The 17,134-nt window shown below is 62.1% G+C and carries 14 protein-coding genes; 8 read left to right on the top strand and 6 right to left on the bottom strand.

Translation table 11 applies throughout. The features are described from left to right. Positions 1-62 precede the first annotated feature (62 nt). Positions 63-1,031, top strand: a complete 969-nt coding sequence (locus C8J26_RS15075; RefSeq protein ID WP_107959087.1) for a LysR family transcriptional regulator — start codon at positions 63-65, stop codon at positions 1,029-1,031. Positions 1,032-1,591: 560 nt separating this feature from the next. Here C8J26_RS15075 and C8J26_RS15070 read toward each other — a convergent pair. After that, positions 1,592-2,425: an SDR family oxidoreductase gene (locus C8J26_RS15070; protein WP_056420870.1), complete on the bottom strand. Its 834-nt coding sequence runs from the start codon at positions 2,423-2,425 to the stop codon at positions 1,592-1,594. Positions 2,426-2,522: 97 nt separating this feature from the next. On the opposite strand from C8J26_RS15070, the gene C8J26_RS15065 reads away from it, so the two are divergent. Continuing rightward, positions 2,523-3,416: a LysR family transcriptional regulator gene (locus C8J26_RS15065; RefSeq protein WP_107959086.1), complete on the top strand. Its 894-nt coding sequence runs from the start codon at positions 2,523-2,525 to the stop codon at positions 3,414-3,416. Positions 3,417-3,917: 501 nt separating this feature from the next. Here the strand turns inward: C8J26_RS15065 and C8J26_RS15060 are convergent. After that, positions 3,918-4,874, bottom strand: coding sequence for an aromatic alcohol reductase (locus C8J26_RS15060; RefSeq protein ID WP_107959085.1), 957 nt, complete (start codon positions 4,872-4,874; stop codon positions 3,918-3,920). 69 nt (positions 4,875-4,943) lie between these two features. Between C8J26_RS15060 and C8J26_RS15055 the strand changes: the two genes are divergently transcribed. Continuing rightward, positions 4,944-5,381, top strand: coding sequence for a winged helix-turn-helix transcriptional regulator (locus C8J26_RS15055; protein ID WP_107959084.1), 438 nt, complete (start codon positions 4,944-4,946; stop codon positions 5,379-5,381). A 1,283-nt stretch (positions 5,382-6,664) separates the two neighbouring features. Further along, positions 6,665-6,898 carry a hypothetical protein gene (locus C8J26_RS20170; RefSeq protein ID WP_146168854.1) on the top strand — a complete coding sequence of 78 codons (234 nt, stop codon included), beginning with the start codon at positions 6,665-6,667 and terminating at the stop codon, positions 6,896-6,898. 1,439 nt (positions 6,899-8,337) lie between these two features. Here C8J26_RS20170 and C8J26_RS15040 read toward each other — a convergent pair. Both C8J26_RS15040 and C8J26_RS15035 read right to left on the bottom strand, forming a co-directional pair. Beyond that, positions 8,338-9,489, bottom strand: coding sequence for a TDT family transporter (locus C8J26_RS15040; protein WP_107959081.1), 1,152 nt, complete (start codon positions 9,487-9,489; stop codon positions 8,338-8,340). Further along, positions 9,486-10,358 (bottom strand): LysR family transcriptional regulator, encoded by an 873-nt coding sequence (locus tag C8J26_RS15035; protein WP_107959080.1) that lies wholly within the window; start codon positions 10,356-10,358, stop codon positions 9,486-9,488. Before C8J26_RS15035 ends, C8J26_RS15040 begins: the two co-directional genes overlap by 4 nt. Before the next feature lie 152 nt (positions 10,359-10,510). Here C8J26_RS15035 and copM point away from each other — a divergent pair, with 152 nt between their 5' ends. The 3 genes from copM to C8J26_RS15020 all read left to right on the top strand — a co-directional run bounded on the left by copM (position 10,511) and on the right by C8J26_RS15020 (position 14,842). Continuing rightward, positions 10,511-10,912: a CopM family metallochaperone gene (gene copM, locus C8J26_RS15030; protein WP_279628949.1), complete on the top strand. Its 402-nt coding sequence runs from the start codon at positions 10,511-10,513 to the stop codon at positions 10,910-10,912. Continuing rightward, positions 10,909-12,327, top strand: coding sequence for a YncE family protein (locus C8J26_RS15025; protein ID WP_107959078.1), 1,419 nt, complete (start codon positions 10,909-10,911; stop codon positions 12,325-12,327). Before copM ends, C8J26_RS15025 begins: the two co-directional genes overlap by 4 nt. A gap of 802 nt (positions 12,328-13,129) precedes the next feature. Further along, positions 13,130-14,842 carry a methyl-accepting chemotaxis protein gene (locus tag C8J26_RS15020; protein ID WP_167398857.1) on the top strand — a complete coding sequence of 571 codons (1,713 nt, stop codon included), beginning with the start codon at positions 13,130-13,132 and terminating at the stop codon, positions 14,840-14,842. A gap of 23 nt (positions 14,843-14,865) precedes the next feature. Here C8J26_RS15020 and C8J26_RS15015 read toward each other — a convergent pair whose 3' ends face one another. Both C8J26_RS15015 and C8J26_RS15010 read right to left on the bottom strand, forming a co-directional pair. Continuing rightward, positions 14,866-15,090 (bottom strand): hypothetical protein, encoded by a 225-nt coding sequence (locus tag C8J26_RS15015; RefSeq protein WP_107959076.1) that lies wholly within the window; start codon positions 15,088-15,090, stop codon positions 14,866-14,868. Positions 15,091-15,196: 106 nt separating this feature from the next. Continuing rightward, on the bottom strand, positions 15,197-16,684 hold the full coding sequence (locus C8J26_RS15010; RefSeq protein WP_107959075.1) for a CYTH and CHAD domain-containing protein: 1,488 nt from the start codon (positions 16,682-16,684) through the stop codon (positions 15,197-15,199). A 103-nt stretch (positions 16,685-16,787) separates the two neighbouring features. Here C8J26_RS15010 and C8J26_RS15005 point away from each other — a divergent pair, with 103 nt between their 5' ends. Next, positions 16,788-17,132 carry a hypothetical protein gene (locus tag C8J26_RS15005; RefSeq protein ID WP_130326023.1) on the top strand — a complete coding sequence of 115 codons (345 nt, stop codon included), beginning with the start codon at positions 16,788-16,790 and terminating at the stop codon, positions 17,130-17,132. Positions 17,133-17,134: the final 2 nt, after the last annotated feature.

Genomic DNA, 17,134 nt, shown 5'->3' with positions numbered 1-17,134 from the left:
GCTTTCACTTCATTATCCTGATAATCGCGGATGAGGCTTGAAGCGAAACTTATAGGTGCGGAATGCGGCAGAAGGACATCGTCGACGGCGTGGCCGTGTTCGTGGCGGCAGCGGAAGCCGGCAGCTTTTCCGAGGCGGCGCGGCGTCTCGGCATCTCGCCCTCCGCGGTCAGCCAATCGATCGGTAGCCTCGAGGAACGGCTCGGTACCTCGCTCTTTCGCCGATCAACCCGCAGCCTGAGTCTGACGGACGTCGGCAACGACTATCTGCTCGCCGCCGCACCCGCGCTGTCGCAACTGCGTCAGGCCGCAGAGGAAGCATCGGGTCGCGCGGGACGGCCTGCGGGTCCCTTGCGCCTCACGATGCCGCGCGCACCCTTCGATCTGCTGATCGCCGGTGCGTTGGTGGACTTCCAGAACAACTATCCGGATGTCGAACTCGAGATCGCCGTCGAGGCGCGTCTGATCGACATCGTCAAGCAGGGCTATGATGCGGGGCTGCGCTATGGGAATTGCATCGAGAAGGACATGGTCGCGGTTCAGGTCGCACCCCGGTCGGAAGCGGTTCTCGTCGCGTCGCCCGAGTATCTTCGCGATCGACCGAAACCGCGTGTTCCCGGCGATCTGCTCGACCACCGCGCGGTGATGTGCCGCAGTCAGATCACGGGCCTTGTCCTGCCGTGGAACCTGGAGTCGGGCGGCGATAGCGTGCAGATCGCCCCGCCTGCGCCAACGATCGTCCACGACCTCGCGTCTCAAATCGACCTCACCGTCAGAGGGCTCGGGATCGTCAACGCGCCGGCGGCGTACGTGTCCAGCCTCGTCGGTGCCGGCAAGCTGGAGCGTGTGCTTCCCTCATGGTCTTCCCCGATGGAACCGGTTTTCCTCTATTTCCCGAGCCGCCGTCATCAATCAGCGGCGTTGCGGGCCTTCGTCGCGTTCTTGAAAGGCTGTTCTGTCCCTTCGTTGAATGGAAGCGGCCAAGCCAAACCCACCGTTCATGACCTGGCACAAGGCGTTATGGCGGGATAAGGATATGCGAGGACGACATGATCGCTCCTGCGCAGGCTGTGTCTGAGTGCTGACGCCCCTAGATGTCCTGGCAATTGGTACTGGCGTTAGCGTGCCGTCCGACCCTTCAGTTTTCGCCCGAGTCTGTCGCAAAAGCCGGGGTCGGCATCGGGCAAGCCCATGGTTTCGAACAGTTGGGCCCAGGCGATGCCTCAGGCGGGTGCCATCTGCGTCGGCATTGGGATCAGCTTGGCCATTTTGCGGAGGTGCTGGGCGGCAGCAACGAATTCCCATGCTTAGTCAGCGCGGAGATGAACTGGCGTCCGAAGTTGGGTAGCGGGGAAGGGCGGGCAAGCGTCCGGGTTTGGGTTCTAGCACCCGCCACGGCTACGCTAGAAGTCGACCACCCCAAGCCATTGACCGACAGACATGTGAATCGTCGCTCCAGCCGAAATTCGCCGTTCCCCGTATATCGAGCCGCCGGGCAGCGACGCGCAAGGAAATTGGGCCGTAGATCTTAGGGTGGCATTCCCGGAAGCCATCTCACCCCCTTCGAGATCGACGGTTCCGGGTCTGCGAACTCAGTCCCCGCTTCGATCGGCAGACATCGCCACCTCGCGCTGCTGCTCGATCTTCTGAAGCCGATCCGCCAGAGCGGTGGTAATCGAAGCGTAAGCGGTGCTGCCCAACGCAAGCCGGAGTGCTGGCCGTTCGGCATCGGCGGCGGCGATCATGGCATCGGCGCATTTCGCGGCGTCGCCCTTGATCGCGAAGCTGCCGTCAAAAACGCCGCGCCGAACGGCGCCAGCGGGCGTATCGTCGTAAATCTGCATTGGCACGGCATCATCCATCGTGCTGGCGAAGCTCGTAGCAGTGGGGCCCGGTTCGACCAGGATGAAGTCGATCCCGAACGGAGTCACTTCCTGGGCCACCGCTTCGACAAAGCCCTCGATACCCCATTTCGTTGCGTGATAGACGCTGAAATTGGGATAGGCGATCTGTCCACCTTCCGACGAAACCTGCATAATGCGGCCCCCGCCCTGGTCGCGCAGGTGGGGCAGGCTTGCGCGGATAACTTGGATCGATCCGGTAAGATTGGTGGCAATTTGTCGATCGATCTGGGCGTCGCTGACCTCCTCTGCTGCTCCAAACAAGCCATAACCGGCATTGCTGACGATGACGTCGATCCGTCCCATCGCACGGAACGCGCCTTCGATCGTAGCCCGCACCGCAGCGGTGTCGGTCACGTCGAGTGTCACGATCCGCAGATGATCGCCGTAGCGCTCCACGAGATCGTTAAGCGCCCCGGCGCGGCGCAACGTGCCGACCACACGGTCGCCCCGCTCGAGCAATTTTTCCGTCATTAAACGGCCAAGACCGGCCGAAGCGCCTGTAATGAACCATGTCCTCTGCATCTAAGTAACTCCTGAGCAACTGCGGGCAGAGATAGGCCAGCGTGATTGATCCGAGTAGAGAGGCCAATCGGCATGCCCTAGTGAAAGATCTGCACCAATGCCCAAGCCAAACCTGGCCGACCTTACGGCCTTCGCCAGCATCGCCGAGCATCGCAGTTTTCGCCGCGCTGCCGATGCGCTGGGCGTGTCGCGATCATCGCTCAGCCACTTAATGCGCACGCTCGAGGGTACCCTAGGTGTGCGGCTGCTTCATCGTACGACTCGCAGCGTCGCGCCGACCGAAGCGGGGGAGCGTCTGTTGAAACGCCTTGCGCCGGTTCTTCGGGACCTCGACGAGGCGCTGGATGGCGTGTCTGACGACAGCGGTCAGCCGAGCGGTACGCTCCGCATCAATGGCAACGAGACCGCGGCCCGCCTGCTGCTTGGAACGGTTGTTCCGCTCTTTCTCGCGCGCTACCCGCAGATGTCGATCGATTTGGTAAGCGAAGGGCGCTTGATCGATATCGTTGAGCAAAAGTTCGATGCGGGCATACGGCTCGGAGAATCAGTGCCGCAGGACATGATCGCAGTGCGCATTGGTGGCGACATGCGCTTTGTCGCGGTAGCGTCGCCTGCCTATCTCGCGGCGAACTCGCCTCCGGTCCACCCTGACGATCTTCGTCAGCACCGCTGCATCCGGCAGCGATTACCGAGCGGTAAGCTCTATCGCTGGGAGTTCGCCAGACATGCCCAGGAGATTACAATCGACGTGCCGGGGGTGCTGACGCTCGATCACAGCGGCCTGATGGTGGAGGCGGCGATCGACGGCCTCGGCATCGCGTTTGTCCCCGAGCACGTTGCATGTGCGGGGCTGGACAGCAAAAAGTTGGCGATCGTGCTGGAGGATTGGTCCCCCGCGATCCCTGGTCTGTGCCTCTATTATCCGGGCAACCGGCATATTCCGGCCGGTCTTCGCGCATTCATCGACATGATAAAGGCCTTCATTTTCTGATCCGGGTGCCGCTGGCTTTTGACGGAACAGCGGGGGGTAGGCGGCTAGCGGCCAGTGACACTCGTTTGGCGGCGCGATTTGGACACGATCATCAGAAGCTGCCGTACGATCCGCCTGATGGAATAGCCGTAAAGTCCCACTTATTGCCGTTTTAAGCTTCGCCAGTTGTCCCTCCGACCTCGATGAACTGACGTGAAGGAACGTCCGCAATTGGCTAGAGCAGGGGAGTGCTGAATGGCGGCTAATGGATCCTATCGGCCCGCGCTGCCGGGCAGTTCCGCCCACACCCGGACGTTCAGGTTGGCGATCGGGGCGCCCCATAACGACCATTCGTTAAGCGCGATCTTTCCCGTTTCTCCGTCTCCGATTGGCCATCTTGGGAAAGGCTGATCGGGAACGGATCTTGGGACGTAAGCTGCCCCAGGCTGTTTGCGCGCCTGTCGGCGCGTGTCCCTCTCTACGTTCGTCGTTGGGAAGGTCTCTACAGCCACCCCGCACGCATCACTTTTCTTGTCGCGCCCCTCGCAGATCGGCATCGATCAGGGCCGCAACGTCGGTGACCGGAAGACCCTGCCGATCATTGAACGTGCCTGCCTTCGGCCAGGACACACCGCGACCGATGGCGAAGGCGGCACGGTACTTGCGCATCATGTTTTTCGGATCGTTCGCCAGCTCTTCCATCAGGAAAGGCACGGTCCAAACCGACCGCTTGAAGGCCCGGCCCAGTGCCACCTCCAATTTGTCCGCGACCTCACCATAACTGACGGTGTCACCGGCCAGGAAGACGATCTCGTTGCGGATCGTCGGCTCGAAGAACACGATCTCGGCAGTCAGCAAACCGATGTCATTCGGCGTCGTTAGCGTCACAGCGGTATCAAGGCTGCCGAGCGCGTGAACTTCGCTATTCTCCAGATCGACGACACCAAAGTCCGGTTCGAACAGGTAGCTCATGAACATGCCCGTGGAGATGATGACCCACTCGGTCTTGTCCTGCGAGCGCAGCAGCTCGCGCACGTCGAGCTGCGCATCGAAGATGTCCTGCGGCCCGCCGCGGCCGATCGCCTCGAAGTCGACGCCGAACTGCCAGGGGAAATAGCGCGGGATACCGGATTGCAGCGCCGCCTTGGCGAGCTTTATCGGCGTGTTGATCCCGGCTGCGTAGCCCGCGCAGCCGATCACCGTGTCATAGTCCGAGAAGAGCGATGCCAGCTCATCGATCGTGTCGTTCACTAGGTCGCCGAGCACGATCTCGATCCCGGCTTCGCGGATTTCGGCGATGTCACGCTGCTTGGAGGGATCGCCCGACTCGACGGCACTCTCGCGGAGAAGGACGCTGATCTTGGCACCGTCGATGCCCTTGGCGTGACGCGCGAGGTTGCGGAGCACTGGCATGCCAAGCTCGCCGGCACCCAGAACGAGGATATTGCGTGATTTCACGTTGGAGACTGTATCGTTCATCGTTCTAACTCGTTTCACCGTGGATGACGGTGATCTGGCAAGCCACGGGCAAGCGTGAAAGATGGGTACATGCGTGATACTGCCGTTAAATCTCTAAGCCAGGACGACATCCTCCAATATTCGCAAACAGTTTGTGATGGCCTGCGGGACGATGACGACGGGGTTCGCCGTGAGGTGTTGGCCCATGCCGGCAACCGTTGGTCGCTTGGTGTCATCCATACGCTCGGCGTGTACGGCCAGCTTCGCCATGCGGAAATTGGCCGACGGATGCACGGTATTACCCAGCGGATGCTGACGCGCACGCTGCGTCATCTGGAGCGCGATGGATTGGTGGTGCGTCACGACTTCGAGGAGGTCGTTCCTCATGTAGAATATGCTCTGTCCGAAACTGGACTGAAGCTCCTGGTCAGGATGGTTCCACTTTGGACGTGGATCGTCGAGAACGTCGACAGCTTTCGCGCATCACGGGAGATGTTTGATCGGGAACACGCGGGAGAAGAGCCCTAAAGGCGACATCGGCTTACAGGCTTAACTTTCCAGAAATACCATGGTGTTTGGAAAGAGACCTCGCCCCGCTATGTCTGCTATCGCAATAAACCGCTCCGTAAGCCGCCCGTCCGCTTTCCTGCCCCATCCAGCCATTCGTGATGCAAAAATCAAAAGTTTTGCATCAGCGAGTTCGCCTCAGCCGACGGAGTAGCAGTCATCCCATTGCAGGCGTTGTGCAGCTTCGGCATGGTGGGACCATGCGGTATCAAGACCTCAAAATTCGAGATGCCGGCCGCTTAGCGGCAATATCCGTCGGTTTAGCATTGATCGTTGGCTTGAGTTGCGCCTTTCGGCGCGGGGTTGAGCCGGTCGTCAACATGCTACCGATGAGGTCTCGTGAACCCTTCCTGCCCTCGCTGTTCGCTTTGGGAACTTTGGCGATATTAAGCGCCGGAATGGCTGTATATTACTTGGTCTCATCGCCTGCGCAGAACGCGTCATACCTCGCACGCATGATCCAAAAGGGCCAGCATCCGGGCGACAGGTTCATTGCGTCGTTACTGGAGCCTTCTGATCCAGATTATGGCGTGCGGACGTGGGACTATCTGCGGCGCCTGTCTAAACCCAAGCGCTAGCGAAGAGCCGATCTTCCGAAACCGTGATGCAAAACTCACGGATTTCTAATCTGCCCAAGACGGCAGGAAACCGAGGGCTACGGCGATACAATAAATTGATGCATCTAGGATACCCATTCACTGGTCGGTTTCCTGGAGTGTGGCCTCCAAAGCAGAAGGTCCGCCTTCCTGCCCAAACCGGCCATTACGCTTGAGCCCGTTACCAGACATCGCACCTTGTGATGAGCGCTAGAAGCAGACCGGATAAGGCTGCCACGACAAGCGAGGCCCGCCAACCGAACCGACGAGTGCCAAGCAGGAGCGTCGTTGGCTGCACATAACGTGGATCGACACCCGTCTCGATAGAAATGGCTGTTGCGAACGTCAACCATGTCTCCGCCGTTTGTTCCTCATTCGGTGGTAGGGCTCGCTGGAGGGCAGCGAAGGCATCGCCAACCGTCAACCAACTGGCGGCAGTAGAGGTATCCAGTTTCACACCGAACCGCTCTTCGACCTCTTCTATTGCTGCGATCTCGTCTCCGTCGCCCCAAAGGCCAAGGGTCGCCGGGGGCTGATTTTGAGTTGTTCCCATGGCACCGTCGTAGCGCTGCTGTCGCGATGCTCCAATGTCCGCTTACCTTTCCATCCCGGCCATCCGTAAGGGCCATCCTTGCTGTCGGAGGTCTGATGCAAAAACGAAGCTATTTGGGTTCGGTGGTGGTTTTGACAGTAGCGATCTGGCTGTTGGCTGCGATGACAATGCTCGGTCCAATTATGGGCGACTGCCTTCCTGGCGGCGGGCTTAGCTGCCCTACAGATCACGAGCGCAACCTTAGTTTGTTGCTGATCGCGCTTGGAGCGGCTGGAATCAATATCGCAGCGATTTGGCTGCTCATCCATCTATGGCGAGATCGTTCCTGATCTAGATGGTCACCAAGCTGCGCTTTCAGCCCAAAAGCCGCCCGTCCGCTTTCCTCCCCAATTCGGACATTCCGCTTCCGTTCAAACGCGCACGGCCCGTATAATACAGGCGGCATTGCGAAACATATCCCGCGTCATTTACGGCAGCAACTTAATGCTCAACCATATGCATACAATTATCATGAATGCGTCGAATGCGACGGTAAACCAAAATAAAAACGTCTGCTCGTCACGGGAGAATAACCATCTATCGTTGACGTATAATATCGTCAGTTTGATATATCCAGTTCTGAACCCTTTCTTTATATTTAGTACAGCAAATATAATGCCTATTATAAAGATAAGTATCTGCTCGTATTCTGGCCGATGGATTTAGGTTCTACCTAATTGCTGGGATGATCCCGATTGGCGGCGTTCGTTCACGCGAGTGGCTCCAAGGATGACTCCAGACGGCGCTAGCAGTCAAGAATATTGGTTGAAATATGTGAGGAAGACAAAGTTGGGGCTACAGCTCGAAAGCAGCCGGATCGCTTTCCTTCCAACCCGGTCGTTCGGCGAATCAGACTACCCGAACCCGAGCGAACCCTTGGTTCACGAAAAGGTGCTTGACCTCTTCCTGGTCCAACTTCGTTCGAGGCTCGCCGGAAATTGTGATGGTAATGGTCGGAAAGAACCGAAGCCAGCGCCTCCGCCCCTCAACCTCCCGTATCAAATTTCCCAGAAACAAAGCGGCAGCCTCTGGGTTAGCAATCATGCGGTGTTGAGATGAGAACGGTCGGGGAGCCGCGCGGGCGACGGTCTGACCTGTGGCGATGTTGGTAAGCCGAACGTGATCTGGCGAGATCGTTGCGTTGTAACGGACGGTGAACATCGAGCCTCCGGGCAAGCTACGATACCTGGTATGGTGTCCGCTTTTTACCGAACTCCCCAAAAGCCGCCAGTCCGCTTTCCTGCCCCTTCACGACATCCATGACGGCCGATCATGCGCCAAGGGCATTCAGCGCGGAGATGAACGAATGTCTGAAGTTGGGGAGCGGGGAAGGGCGCGCGAATGACCGGTTCTGGGTCGTTTCGATATATGGCTGAGACCGCCGATAACTGTGGACCAGAATGTGATACCAATCGGTATCAGATTCTGGTCCGCCGTTGAGTGCGCCGGACACTGGCGAATGCAATGTGAACGACCGTTCGCTTCCGGGAGGCCGCATCAATCGCGCGAACGGCTGACTATGCGTCAGCGCCGCCGGCACGCTGGCGGCAGCTCTCGACCAACTCATGCCGTTCTTCCGCAAAGGTGTGAGCGGCGGCTTCTCGCAAAACATCCTACGCCAACACAATGCGCGGCTCCGTGACCCATCCCAGGCATCCCTCTGTTGAGTGAGTGGCGAGTGACCCGCCATGTCGGAAAACACCTGTTTATCGCACAGTGTTGAAAGAGATCAGTTCGGCGTGGCAATGCAGGGTGACACGAACAAGTTGCCGCGCCAACCACCCGCGACCGTCTTGGCGCCGACTAGCAGCCACATCGCTGCCAGCGCGATGGTGAGGAAGGTGCCGACGATCCCGAAAAAGCCGAGCTGGAGCGTCGCGCCGAGCTTGAACGTGGCCACCGTGTAGACGCCGAGCGGGAAGGTGTAGCCCCACCAGCCGAGGTTGAACGGGATACCCGCGCGCCAGTAGCGGATCGTGATCAGCGTCGCGAGCGCCAGCCACCACAGCCCGAAGCCCCAGAGTAACAGCCCGGCAATCGTGCCGATCCCCTGCGCCACCGCGCCGATCGAGCCAAGCCCGTTGGCGGCGAGGATCGCGGGCGCGTCGCTGCCGAGCACCAGCATCCCGAGCGCACCGGTGCCGATCGGGCCGAGCGCGAGCCAGCTCGATGCGGCCATGCTCTCGTGCGGCAGCTTATGGAGCGCCATCCGCAGGATCAGGATCGCGAGAATGCCGAACGCTACCGGCACCGAATAGGCCCAGAGGACATACGAAGTCGCGAGCACGACGAACTGGTGATGCGCGTCCGCCAGATGCGGGGCGAGCAGGCCTCCGCTCGCACCTGCGACCTCCGCCGCGACCACCGGCAGCAGCCACACCGCGGTCATGCCGTCGAGCGAATGTTCGTGCCGGGTGAACATGAGATACGGGATCGCCACCCCGCAGGAGAGCGACATCGCGACGTCGATCCACCACAGCGTCTCGGCGATCGGGATCACGCCCGCGCCGAACCGCGGCAGGCCGAACGCGAGACACCCGTTGATGATCGTCGCCAGCCCCATCGGGATCGTGCCGATGAACATCGACACGGTGTTGTGCCCGAAGATCCGCCGCGCTTCGTGCGCGAACATCGTCCAGCGCGCGGTGTAGAGCCCGGCGAACAGTGTGAAGAGTGCGATGTTGAAATACCACAGCGCCTCGCCGACCGGGTGCAGCGATGCGCCGACGCCCGGCACCTGCGGCAAGGCGAGCGCGAGGATGCCGGTACCCATCGTCGCGGCGAACCAGTTGGGGGTGAACTGCCGGATCATCTCGCGCGGAGAATCGAGCCGGCTGAGCGGCTTCAGGCCACCCAGAACGGGTTTCAGATCGGGGGTCACTTGCCAGTCTCCCTGATGAGATCGGTCAGCGCATCGGCCGCCCGGGTTCGATAGCGCTCTTTGTGCCGCAGCGCGTAGAATGGACGTCGCGGCAGGCCGAGCGGCAGATCGTGCAACGTGCCGGCCGCGATTGCAGGTGCGACGACATGCTGCGACAGCACCGCGACGCCTGCGCCGGCCTCGACCGCGCTACGTACCGCCTCGTTCGACGGCAGGGTCAGCGCGGTGGTAAGGTCCGACGGAACGATGCCGCGCTGACGCAAAACCTCTTCGAACGACGAGCGGGTGCCCGACCCCTGCTCGCGGACGATCCAGCGCGCGGCGCGGATCCAGTCTTCGTCGATCGTGTCGGCAGCGCGGTCGCTCACGAGTATCATGCGGTCGTTCGCGACCGTCCAATGCGCGAGCGCAGGCTCGTCGATCACGCCTTCGACGAAGCCGAGTTCCACCGCGCCGTCGAGCACGCGCGCCGCGGCCCCTTCGGTGTTATCGATCGCCAGCTCGATCGTGATGGCCGGGTAGCGCGCATGGAACGCCGCCAGCTGGCGAGGCAGCCAGTAGCCCGCAATGGTCTGGCTCGCGACCAGCCGCAGCGTGCCACGCTCCAGCCCGGCATATTCGGCAAGCGCAAGTTCGGCGCTGGAGGCGCGTCCCAGCACTGCGCGTGCCTCCGTTAGAAACATGCGCCCCGCTTCGGAAAGTTCGATCCCACGGCCCACACGGTGGAACAGCGGTACCCCGTGCCGGGCCTCAAGCGCGGCAATGGCAGCGCTTGTGGCCGACTGCGTCACATTGAGCGCTTCGGCAGCGCGCGTCATGTGCTCGCGCTCTGCGACACCAACGAAAATCCTGAGTTGTTCGAGGGTCACGCCCGCTCTCCTTGATCACCAAGATACGCACCGCTGATCGATCGAACCAACGCATTATTCCTATTGTATTGATACGAAAAAGAGATCGATCTGTCCCGTCGATACGAATCATCAGAACCATGCGTTGGACGATATGGCCTAGCTCGAACAGGTTGAGCGCATTGGAGAAATTGATGAGACTTGGAATTGCCCTGCTCGGTATCGCGGCACTTTCGGTGTCTACAGCAACGCTGGCCCAGACGGACGGCTTCGCATCGGCAATGGATGCGGCAATGGCGCGGATGCACGGCGCGATGATGACCGGTTATTCGGGCAATCCCGATCACGACTTTGCGAAGATGATGATCCCGCATCACCAAGGCGCGATCGACATGGCCGAAGTCGAACTGCGCTATGGCAAGGACGAACGCCTTCGCCGGCTTGCGCAGGGAATCATCGTCGAACAACGCCAGGAAATCGCGGTGATGCAGGGCATCCTATCCGACGACGGCGCGTTGCCGCCTCACACCGAACCGACCGCGACCGGTCACCCCCATCACGGAGACCGTCTATGAAGCGTTTGACCCTAACCGCCTGTGCTGCCTTGTCTTTCTCGGCCCCTGTATTTGCCCAGCAGGTACCGAACGCGACCCCCGACATCCCCGTCAGTGCGCAGGACAGATTCTACACCTCGGACCAGTTTTCCAACACCGTGTCGGTGATCGATCCGTCGACCAACACGCTGCTCGGCGTCATCAAGCTCGGCGACCAGACCCCCGCCAATCTCAGCCCGCTCTACAAGGGACAGCTGCTCGTCCACGGCATGGGCTTCTCGCCCGATCGTAAGACGCTGGCGGTGATCTCGATCGGGTCGAACTCGGTGACGTTCATCGACACCGCGACTAACGCCGTGAAGCACACCACCTATGTCGGACGCTCGCCGCACGAGGCGTTCTTCCGTCCCGACGGTCGCGAAGTCTGGGTCGCGGTGCGCGGCGAGGACTATATCCAGGTGCTCGACGGCAAGACGTTCGCGCCGACCACGCGCATCCCCGTCCCCAACGGTCCGGGCATGACGATCTTCTCGCCGAACGGGAAATACGGGTACGTCTGTTCAAGCTTCTCGCCCGAGACCGTCGTGATCGACACCGCCTCGAAGAAGATCGTCGGTCGCGTCAAGCAGGCGAGCCCGTTCTGCCCTGACATCGCCGCGACGCCCGATGGCAAGCAGGTCTGGCTGACGCTCAAGGACGTCGGCAAGGTCATGGTGTTCGACGCCAAGCCGCCGTTCGCGGTGCTCAAGACGTTCGATACCGGCGCGATCACCAACCACGTCAATATCGCCCACAACAAGAATGGCCAGTTCGCCTATGTAACGGTCGGTACCGAGAACGTCGTGAAGGTGTTCCGCACCACCGACTTCGCGCAGGTCGCGAGCATCCCGGTCGGCGCGCTCCCGCACGGCCTTTGGCCGTCGGGCGACGGTACGCGGATGTATGTCGGGCTGGAGAACGCCGACGCGGTCGCGGCGATCGATACCGCCAGCAACACCGTCATCGCGACGATCCCGATCGGTCAGGGGCCGCAAGGCGTCGCCTATGTCCCCGGCGCGGTGGCGGTAGGCAATGGCCGTGCAAACCTGGTGCCGCTTGCGCAGGCCGGCATGAAGATTCAGCTGACTCTCTCCGGGACTGGCCGCAGTCAGGTCACGCTGTTCGATCAGGGCCAGGTCCAGATCCTGCAGGCGGCGGTTGCGGGCCTCAGCCCAAAGATGCCCTATGTCCTTGGGCTATCCTCCCGCGCTGATGGCAGCGGCGTGATCCAGCCTCTGGCGAAGTTCATGACCAATCCGGCGGGCGGCGCGATCGTCAACACGCTCGGACCGCTCCGCCAGATCGTCAACGACGCGAAGGGCGACATGCGCCGGTACCTCGTCATAGCGCCGGGCAACCCGATGGCGCCGGGCGTTGTCGTTCAGGTGCAAAAATGAGGGTTCAGGTGAAACCTGCGATCTGCTGTCCGTGCACGGTATATTTGTCATGACGGTGGAATAGGTCGTCGCAGCGTCTCGGGACTGTCGGGAAACACATGATTGGCGACGCAGCCCACCGCGAAATTTGGAGAATTTCAGCGTGTGCGGCGGCGCACGTACTCTACGTTCGCACTATCGTGCGAGATCCCCTGTCGGATCGAGAAAGTGCGCGACAACCTCGAAGGCGGGGTTTTTCGTTAGGGGAGCAGCGGCGTTATTTTGTGGTGTGAGATCCAATCCCCGCGGAGTCGCATGCCGTGCATGCCGTGCATGCTGGCTAGTTGCCGAGTAGATCTCGGAAGCCCCGCGAACGGCCAGCTCATCCGAAACCCGACATTCCCGGCAGATTGCCCGAATGACGGCTTCGTCCCAAAGCTCGCCATTTCAGTGCCGCTACAGGGTGATCGAGAACCGATGAGTGAGTGTCCGGAGTTGAAAAACCGCAAGAAGGGTGCTGAGCGTCTATGAATGGGTCTCCGCGCTCAAAGTTGGGCGCTCTCACAGCCGCACTATGGTACCGCCGATTAGTCGGAACCGAGTTCTACAGCGGTCACATCCTGTCCCCGCAACCATTTCCTTACCACGACAGCGCTGCCCTCACGGGCGGCGTTGTTGTTTGGGGTTAAATCGAACATTTCGGCGCGTTGGCCAGCCCGGCCTGCGTTCGCGAAAGATCGTCAAGGCGTGTCACACAGGGTTAAGATGCGCGCCGTAGCGCCCGGTCATGACATATCGAACGTTCAGGATCTGGTCCCACAGCATGATGGCACGGCTGATGGTGCCCGTCGCCATCATGCTCGCGCTGGTCTGTATTCTCGGCCTTATCGGGCTTGGTACGCGCAGCCGGGTCCAGACGGCACGTGATGCGGCGAACGACGGGCAGATCGTGCGGATTCACTTGATCGAACTGCGCTCACTGAGCCGGTCGTTGCAGCGGGACGCGCTCAACCTGCTGCTCGAACGCGATCCGCGTGAACTGGCGATTATCCACGCGAAATTCTCGCAGCGGTCGCTCCAGATGCGCGCGCAAATCGCTGGGCTGGTACGGCACCGCGCCGCCGGGCTGACCAGGGACAGCGGCTATATCCGCAGCCAGATGACCGTCCTGCGCCAGCTTGCAACGGTTGCCGATGCCGCCAATCGGGGTAGCCAGGATCGGGCCTGGAGCGTCTTTCGCAGCGAGGTTCGTCCCAACGAGCGCAGGGCCTCGACGATCGCCGATGCGCTGATCGCCGGGCAGGAAGCCAAGGTCGACCATCTGTTCCGCAACGCGCACGCGCTCGAGCAGGAGGAGGTCACGATCAGCATCGCGGCCAGCATCATCCTGTTCTCGCTCGCCGCTTATGGCACGGTGCTGATCGTGCAGCGGACGATCGTCCGGCCGTTGCTCGATATCGAGCGGACGATGGCGGTGATCGCGGCCGGGAATGCCGAGGGCCGCACGCCGCATGGAGAGCGGCGTGACGAGATCGGCCGGATGTCGCGCGCGATCGAGGTCTTTCGCACCTCGGTCGCCGAGCGCGGGCGGCTGGAGGCCGAAAACGGCCGGCAGCGGCTGGCCGAAGTCCAGCGCGAGCGGAATATCGAGACCGCGCGGCGCGCAAACCAGGCTGCCGAGGCCGAACGCGATCGGATCGTCCGGCAGGCGGCGACCACGCTTGAGGACGAGGTCGCGGATGTCCTTGCCGGGCTTCGCAGCGCGGCCAGCCAGCTATCGACGACCTCGGGTGAACTGGAAGATCATTCGAAAGGCGCGACGCGCGAACTGGGTAGCGTCGGCGTGGCCGTACGGCGCGCGATCGATGGTGCGACCGACATCGCGGCCGCGACGACTCAGTTCATGGGCGCGATCGGCCAGTCCAGCCAGGGCACGCGCCTGTCCGCCGACCTCAGCGCGCAGGCGGCGGACCGCGCGGTACGGCTGGCGCAGGACATGACGAACGTCCAGGACGACGCTCGCGCGATCGGTGCGATCGTCGGACTGATCAGCAGCATCGCGGCGCGGACCAAGCTGCTCGCGTTGAACGCCGCGATCGAGGCTGCCCGCGTCGGCGAGGTGGGCAGGGGGTTCGCCGTGGTCGCGGACGAAGTGAAGATGCTGGCGACGCAGACCGCGGACGCTACGGGGGAAATCGCCCGGCAGATCGCCGACATGCAACGCGGGACCGAGGCGGCCTGTACGGGTCTGCTCGACATTCGCGAGATGGTCGAGGACATGGCGCGCGGCACCGATGATCTCGCCTCGAGCATCGGCGAACAGGCGCAGAGCGGGCAGGTCATCAGCCACAATGTCGATGGTACCGCGACCGACCTCGACCTGATCGGGCGTCTGGTGAGCGACGTGTCGGTCGCGACCAGGAATACCGCGGGCATGGCGTCGCGCGTCAGGACCGATTCACAGCGCGTCGAGGATGGTGCATCCTCGATCGATGGCGCCCTGTCGCGCTTCTTCGGTCAACTGCACGTCGCATAGGGCGCGCGACGCCCGGACGCGGTTCAGCGCATGCCGCTGCCCTGGAGCGCAAGGACTGCGGATCGCAGCGCGACGATGCGATCGGTCGCGGTAGGTGAGAGCTGGCCCCAGGAAAATGCCGAGCGATCCGCCGCTCCCTCGCGCCACATGCGTGCAGCGACGCTATCGAGGTCTGCGGTTGTCGGGAGCCGTCCCGTCGACACGCAATCGACGATCTGGTCGGGTACAAGGGGGCTGGCACTGAACATCGAACACCCTTTCAATCGAGATGTCCGCTTTAGCGGTGTTTGATGGCATGGGCATGACAGGCGCGATCGTCTGGAAGGTGGCCAGGCAGGGCGCGGCTTCCGGGCCTTACCAGAACCGCTTCGCACGCGTCAGATCCTCATACGCTTCGGCCGCATGGGACAGCAGCGTCTCCCTCTCGATCGAAGAGGGAGACGTCTCGGGTTCCAGACCAAACCGCTCGATCAGAGCGGGTGCCGCCGCCAAGTCGTTCAACTGGCCTAGATGATCCTGCAATGCTTCGAGGCGCTTTTTAAACGCCTTCAATCGCCGCCGCGACCGTTTGAGCGGGTAGAGGCTCTGAAAGAAGCCGGTCGCGTAGCGCAGTTTCTTTGCGGTGATCCGGATCTGGTGACGCGACTCGTCGTCGAGTTGGTCGAAGTCCTGGCCGCGGCGCTTTATCCGACGGTTGAGGCCGCCGATCGCGGCGCTGGCGAAGAGCGCCGCGGGGGCCTGCACCATCGCTGGATCCAAGGGCTGCAAACGCCATGCGCCCAGCGCGGTCCATTCGACCAGGTTGATCATCAGATCGCGAGTCCGCTGCGAATCCAGCGCGGCCAGAGCGGCCGCATAGGCATCGTCGCGCGCCGCGGTGAGCGCCGCGTTCGAACCCTCGCCGAGCCGATCGCGCAGCACATCGATGTCGCGCGCTGGGCCGAGCGAGGCCGCGAGCCATTTGAGTTCGCTCGCGATATGCGGGAAGCGGGCGTCGGCGACGACGGGTTTGAACAGCGAGAGCGCAGACCGCAGTCGTCGCAACGCGACGCGGGTCTGATGCAGCGCCTCGGCATCGGGCGCACGCCGTAGGAGATTTTCATTCAGACGGAAGTGCCGCAGGCATGTTCCGACGATCTGCGTGAAGGCTTCGGCGGTGGTCGTGTCGGCCGCAAGCTCCAGGCGCTCGGCCTTGATCGCGCCGAGCGTCGCCGCCGCGATCAACCGATAGCCGCGCTCCCCCTTGGTCAGGACGCCGAGGCGGACGGGGATCTGCTCGCCGAGCGTACGCGCGAGCGCGAAGATCGCGGTCGGTGTCCCGCCTTTCAGCTCGAACTCGAGCTCAGAGACCGGCGTCGTGCGATCGCTTGCCGTCACGCATCCCGTATCCGCGACGATCTCGACCGTTCCGCCGTCCCGGGTGCAGATCCATTGCCGGCGCTTGATCGCCACGGTGAACGCAGGCCTGACCGTCCCGAGCCTGTCGTGCGCGACGATCGCGCAGATTGGCGAGCCGGGATCGAGTTCGGGCTCTAATCCTGCCACGTCATGCTCCCATTCCGGACGGGCAAACAGGCCTGCCGCGGCGCTGCCGACCGCCTTGATCGTCTGGACATGCCTGCCACCCGCCGTCCGAATCCGGAGCGTAAACCCCGCCGCGCGCAGATCCTGCTTCGGCGTGTCGAAATAGGTCGATAGCTGGTCGACGATCTTGGGCGTGACGCCGGACAGGGGTGGCATGGCCGCAAGGCGGTCGATCCACACGGGATCGATTTCCAGCTTGAGCTCGATCTCGTTGGCTTCGTCGCTCGATGCCAGGCTGTGCGTGGTCTCGTGGGTCATGGGGAGATAATCGTTGGCCAGCCGTATCGATCCGGCGGACGTGGGGAATGCCACGTGGTTCGTCGCCCTTGCTGCGCTGCCGCATGTCGCTTAGGCTGGTTGCGTGACCCTGCACCGTTCCCGGATCGCCGTGCTGGCGACTCTGCTGGCGTTCCTCGCCGTGCTGGGGATGACTGCGCTTGGCGGGTGGCATGCGGCGACGTTCCATGACGACGTGCCCGATGTGGCGCTTGCGGTCAGCCATGTTCATGTCGCGGACGTGATGGATGATCATGACGACAATGTCGTGCATGTCGCCGCGCATGCGGTCGCGCACGCCTTCGCGGTGCCCGCGGACGTGGCGCCATCGTTTGCGTTGGCCGAGGTCGCGCCCGCATGGCCGACACGGGAGAGCGTCGACCGGGCGGGAACCGGACCGACATCGCTGCTGAGACCGCCACGAGCCTGACC

It is taken from the genome of Sphingomonas aurantiaca (genome assembly GCF_003050705.1).
Classification (GTDB): Bacteria; Pseudomonadota; Alphaproteobacteria; order Sphingomonadales; family Sphingomonadaceae; genus Sphingomonas; species Sphingomonas aurantiaca.
Note: the sequence above shows the minus strand (reverse complement) of the source record. Positions and strands in the feature narration are given on the sequence as shown.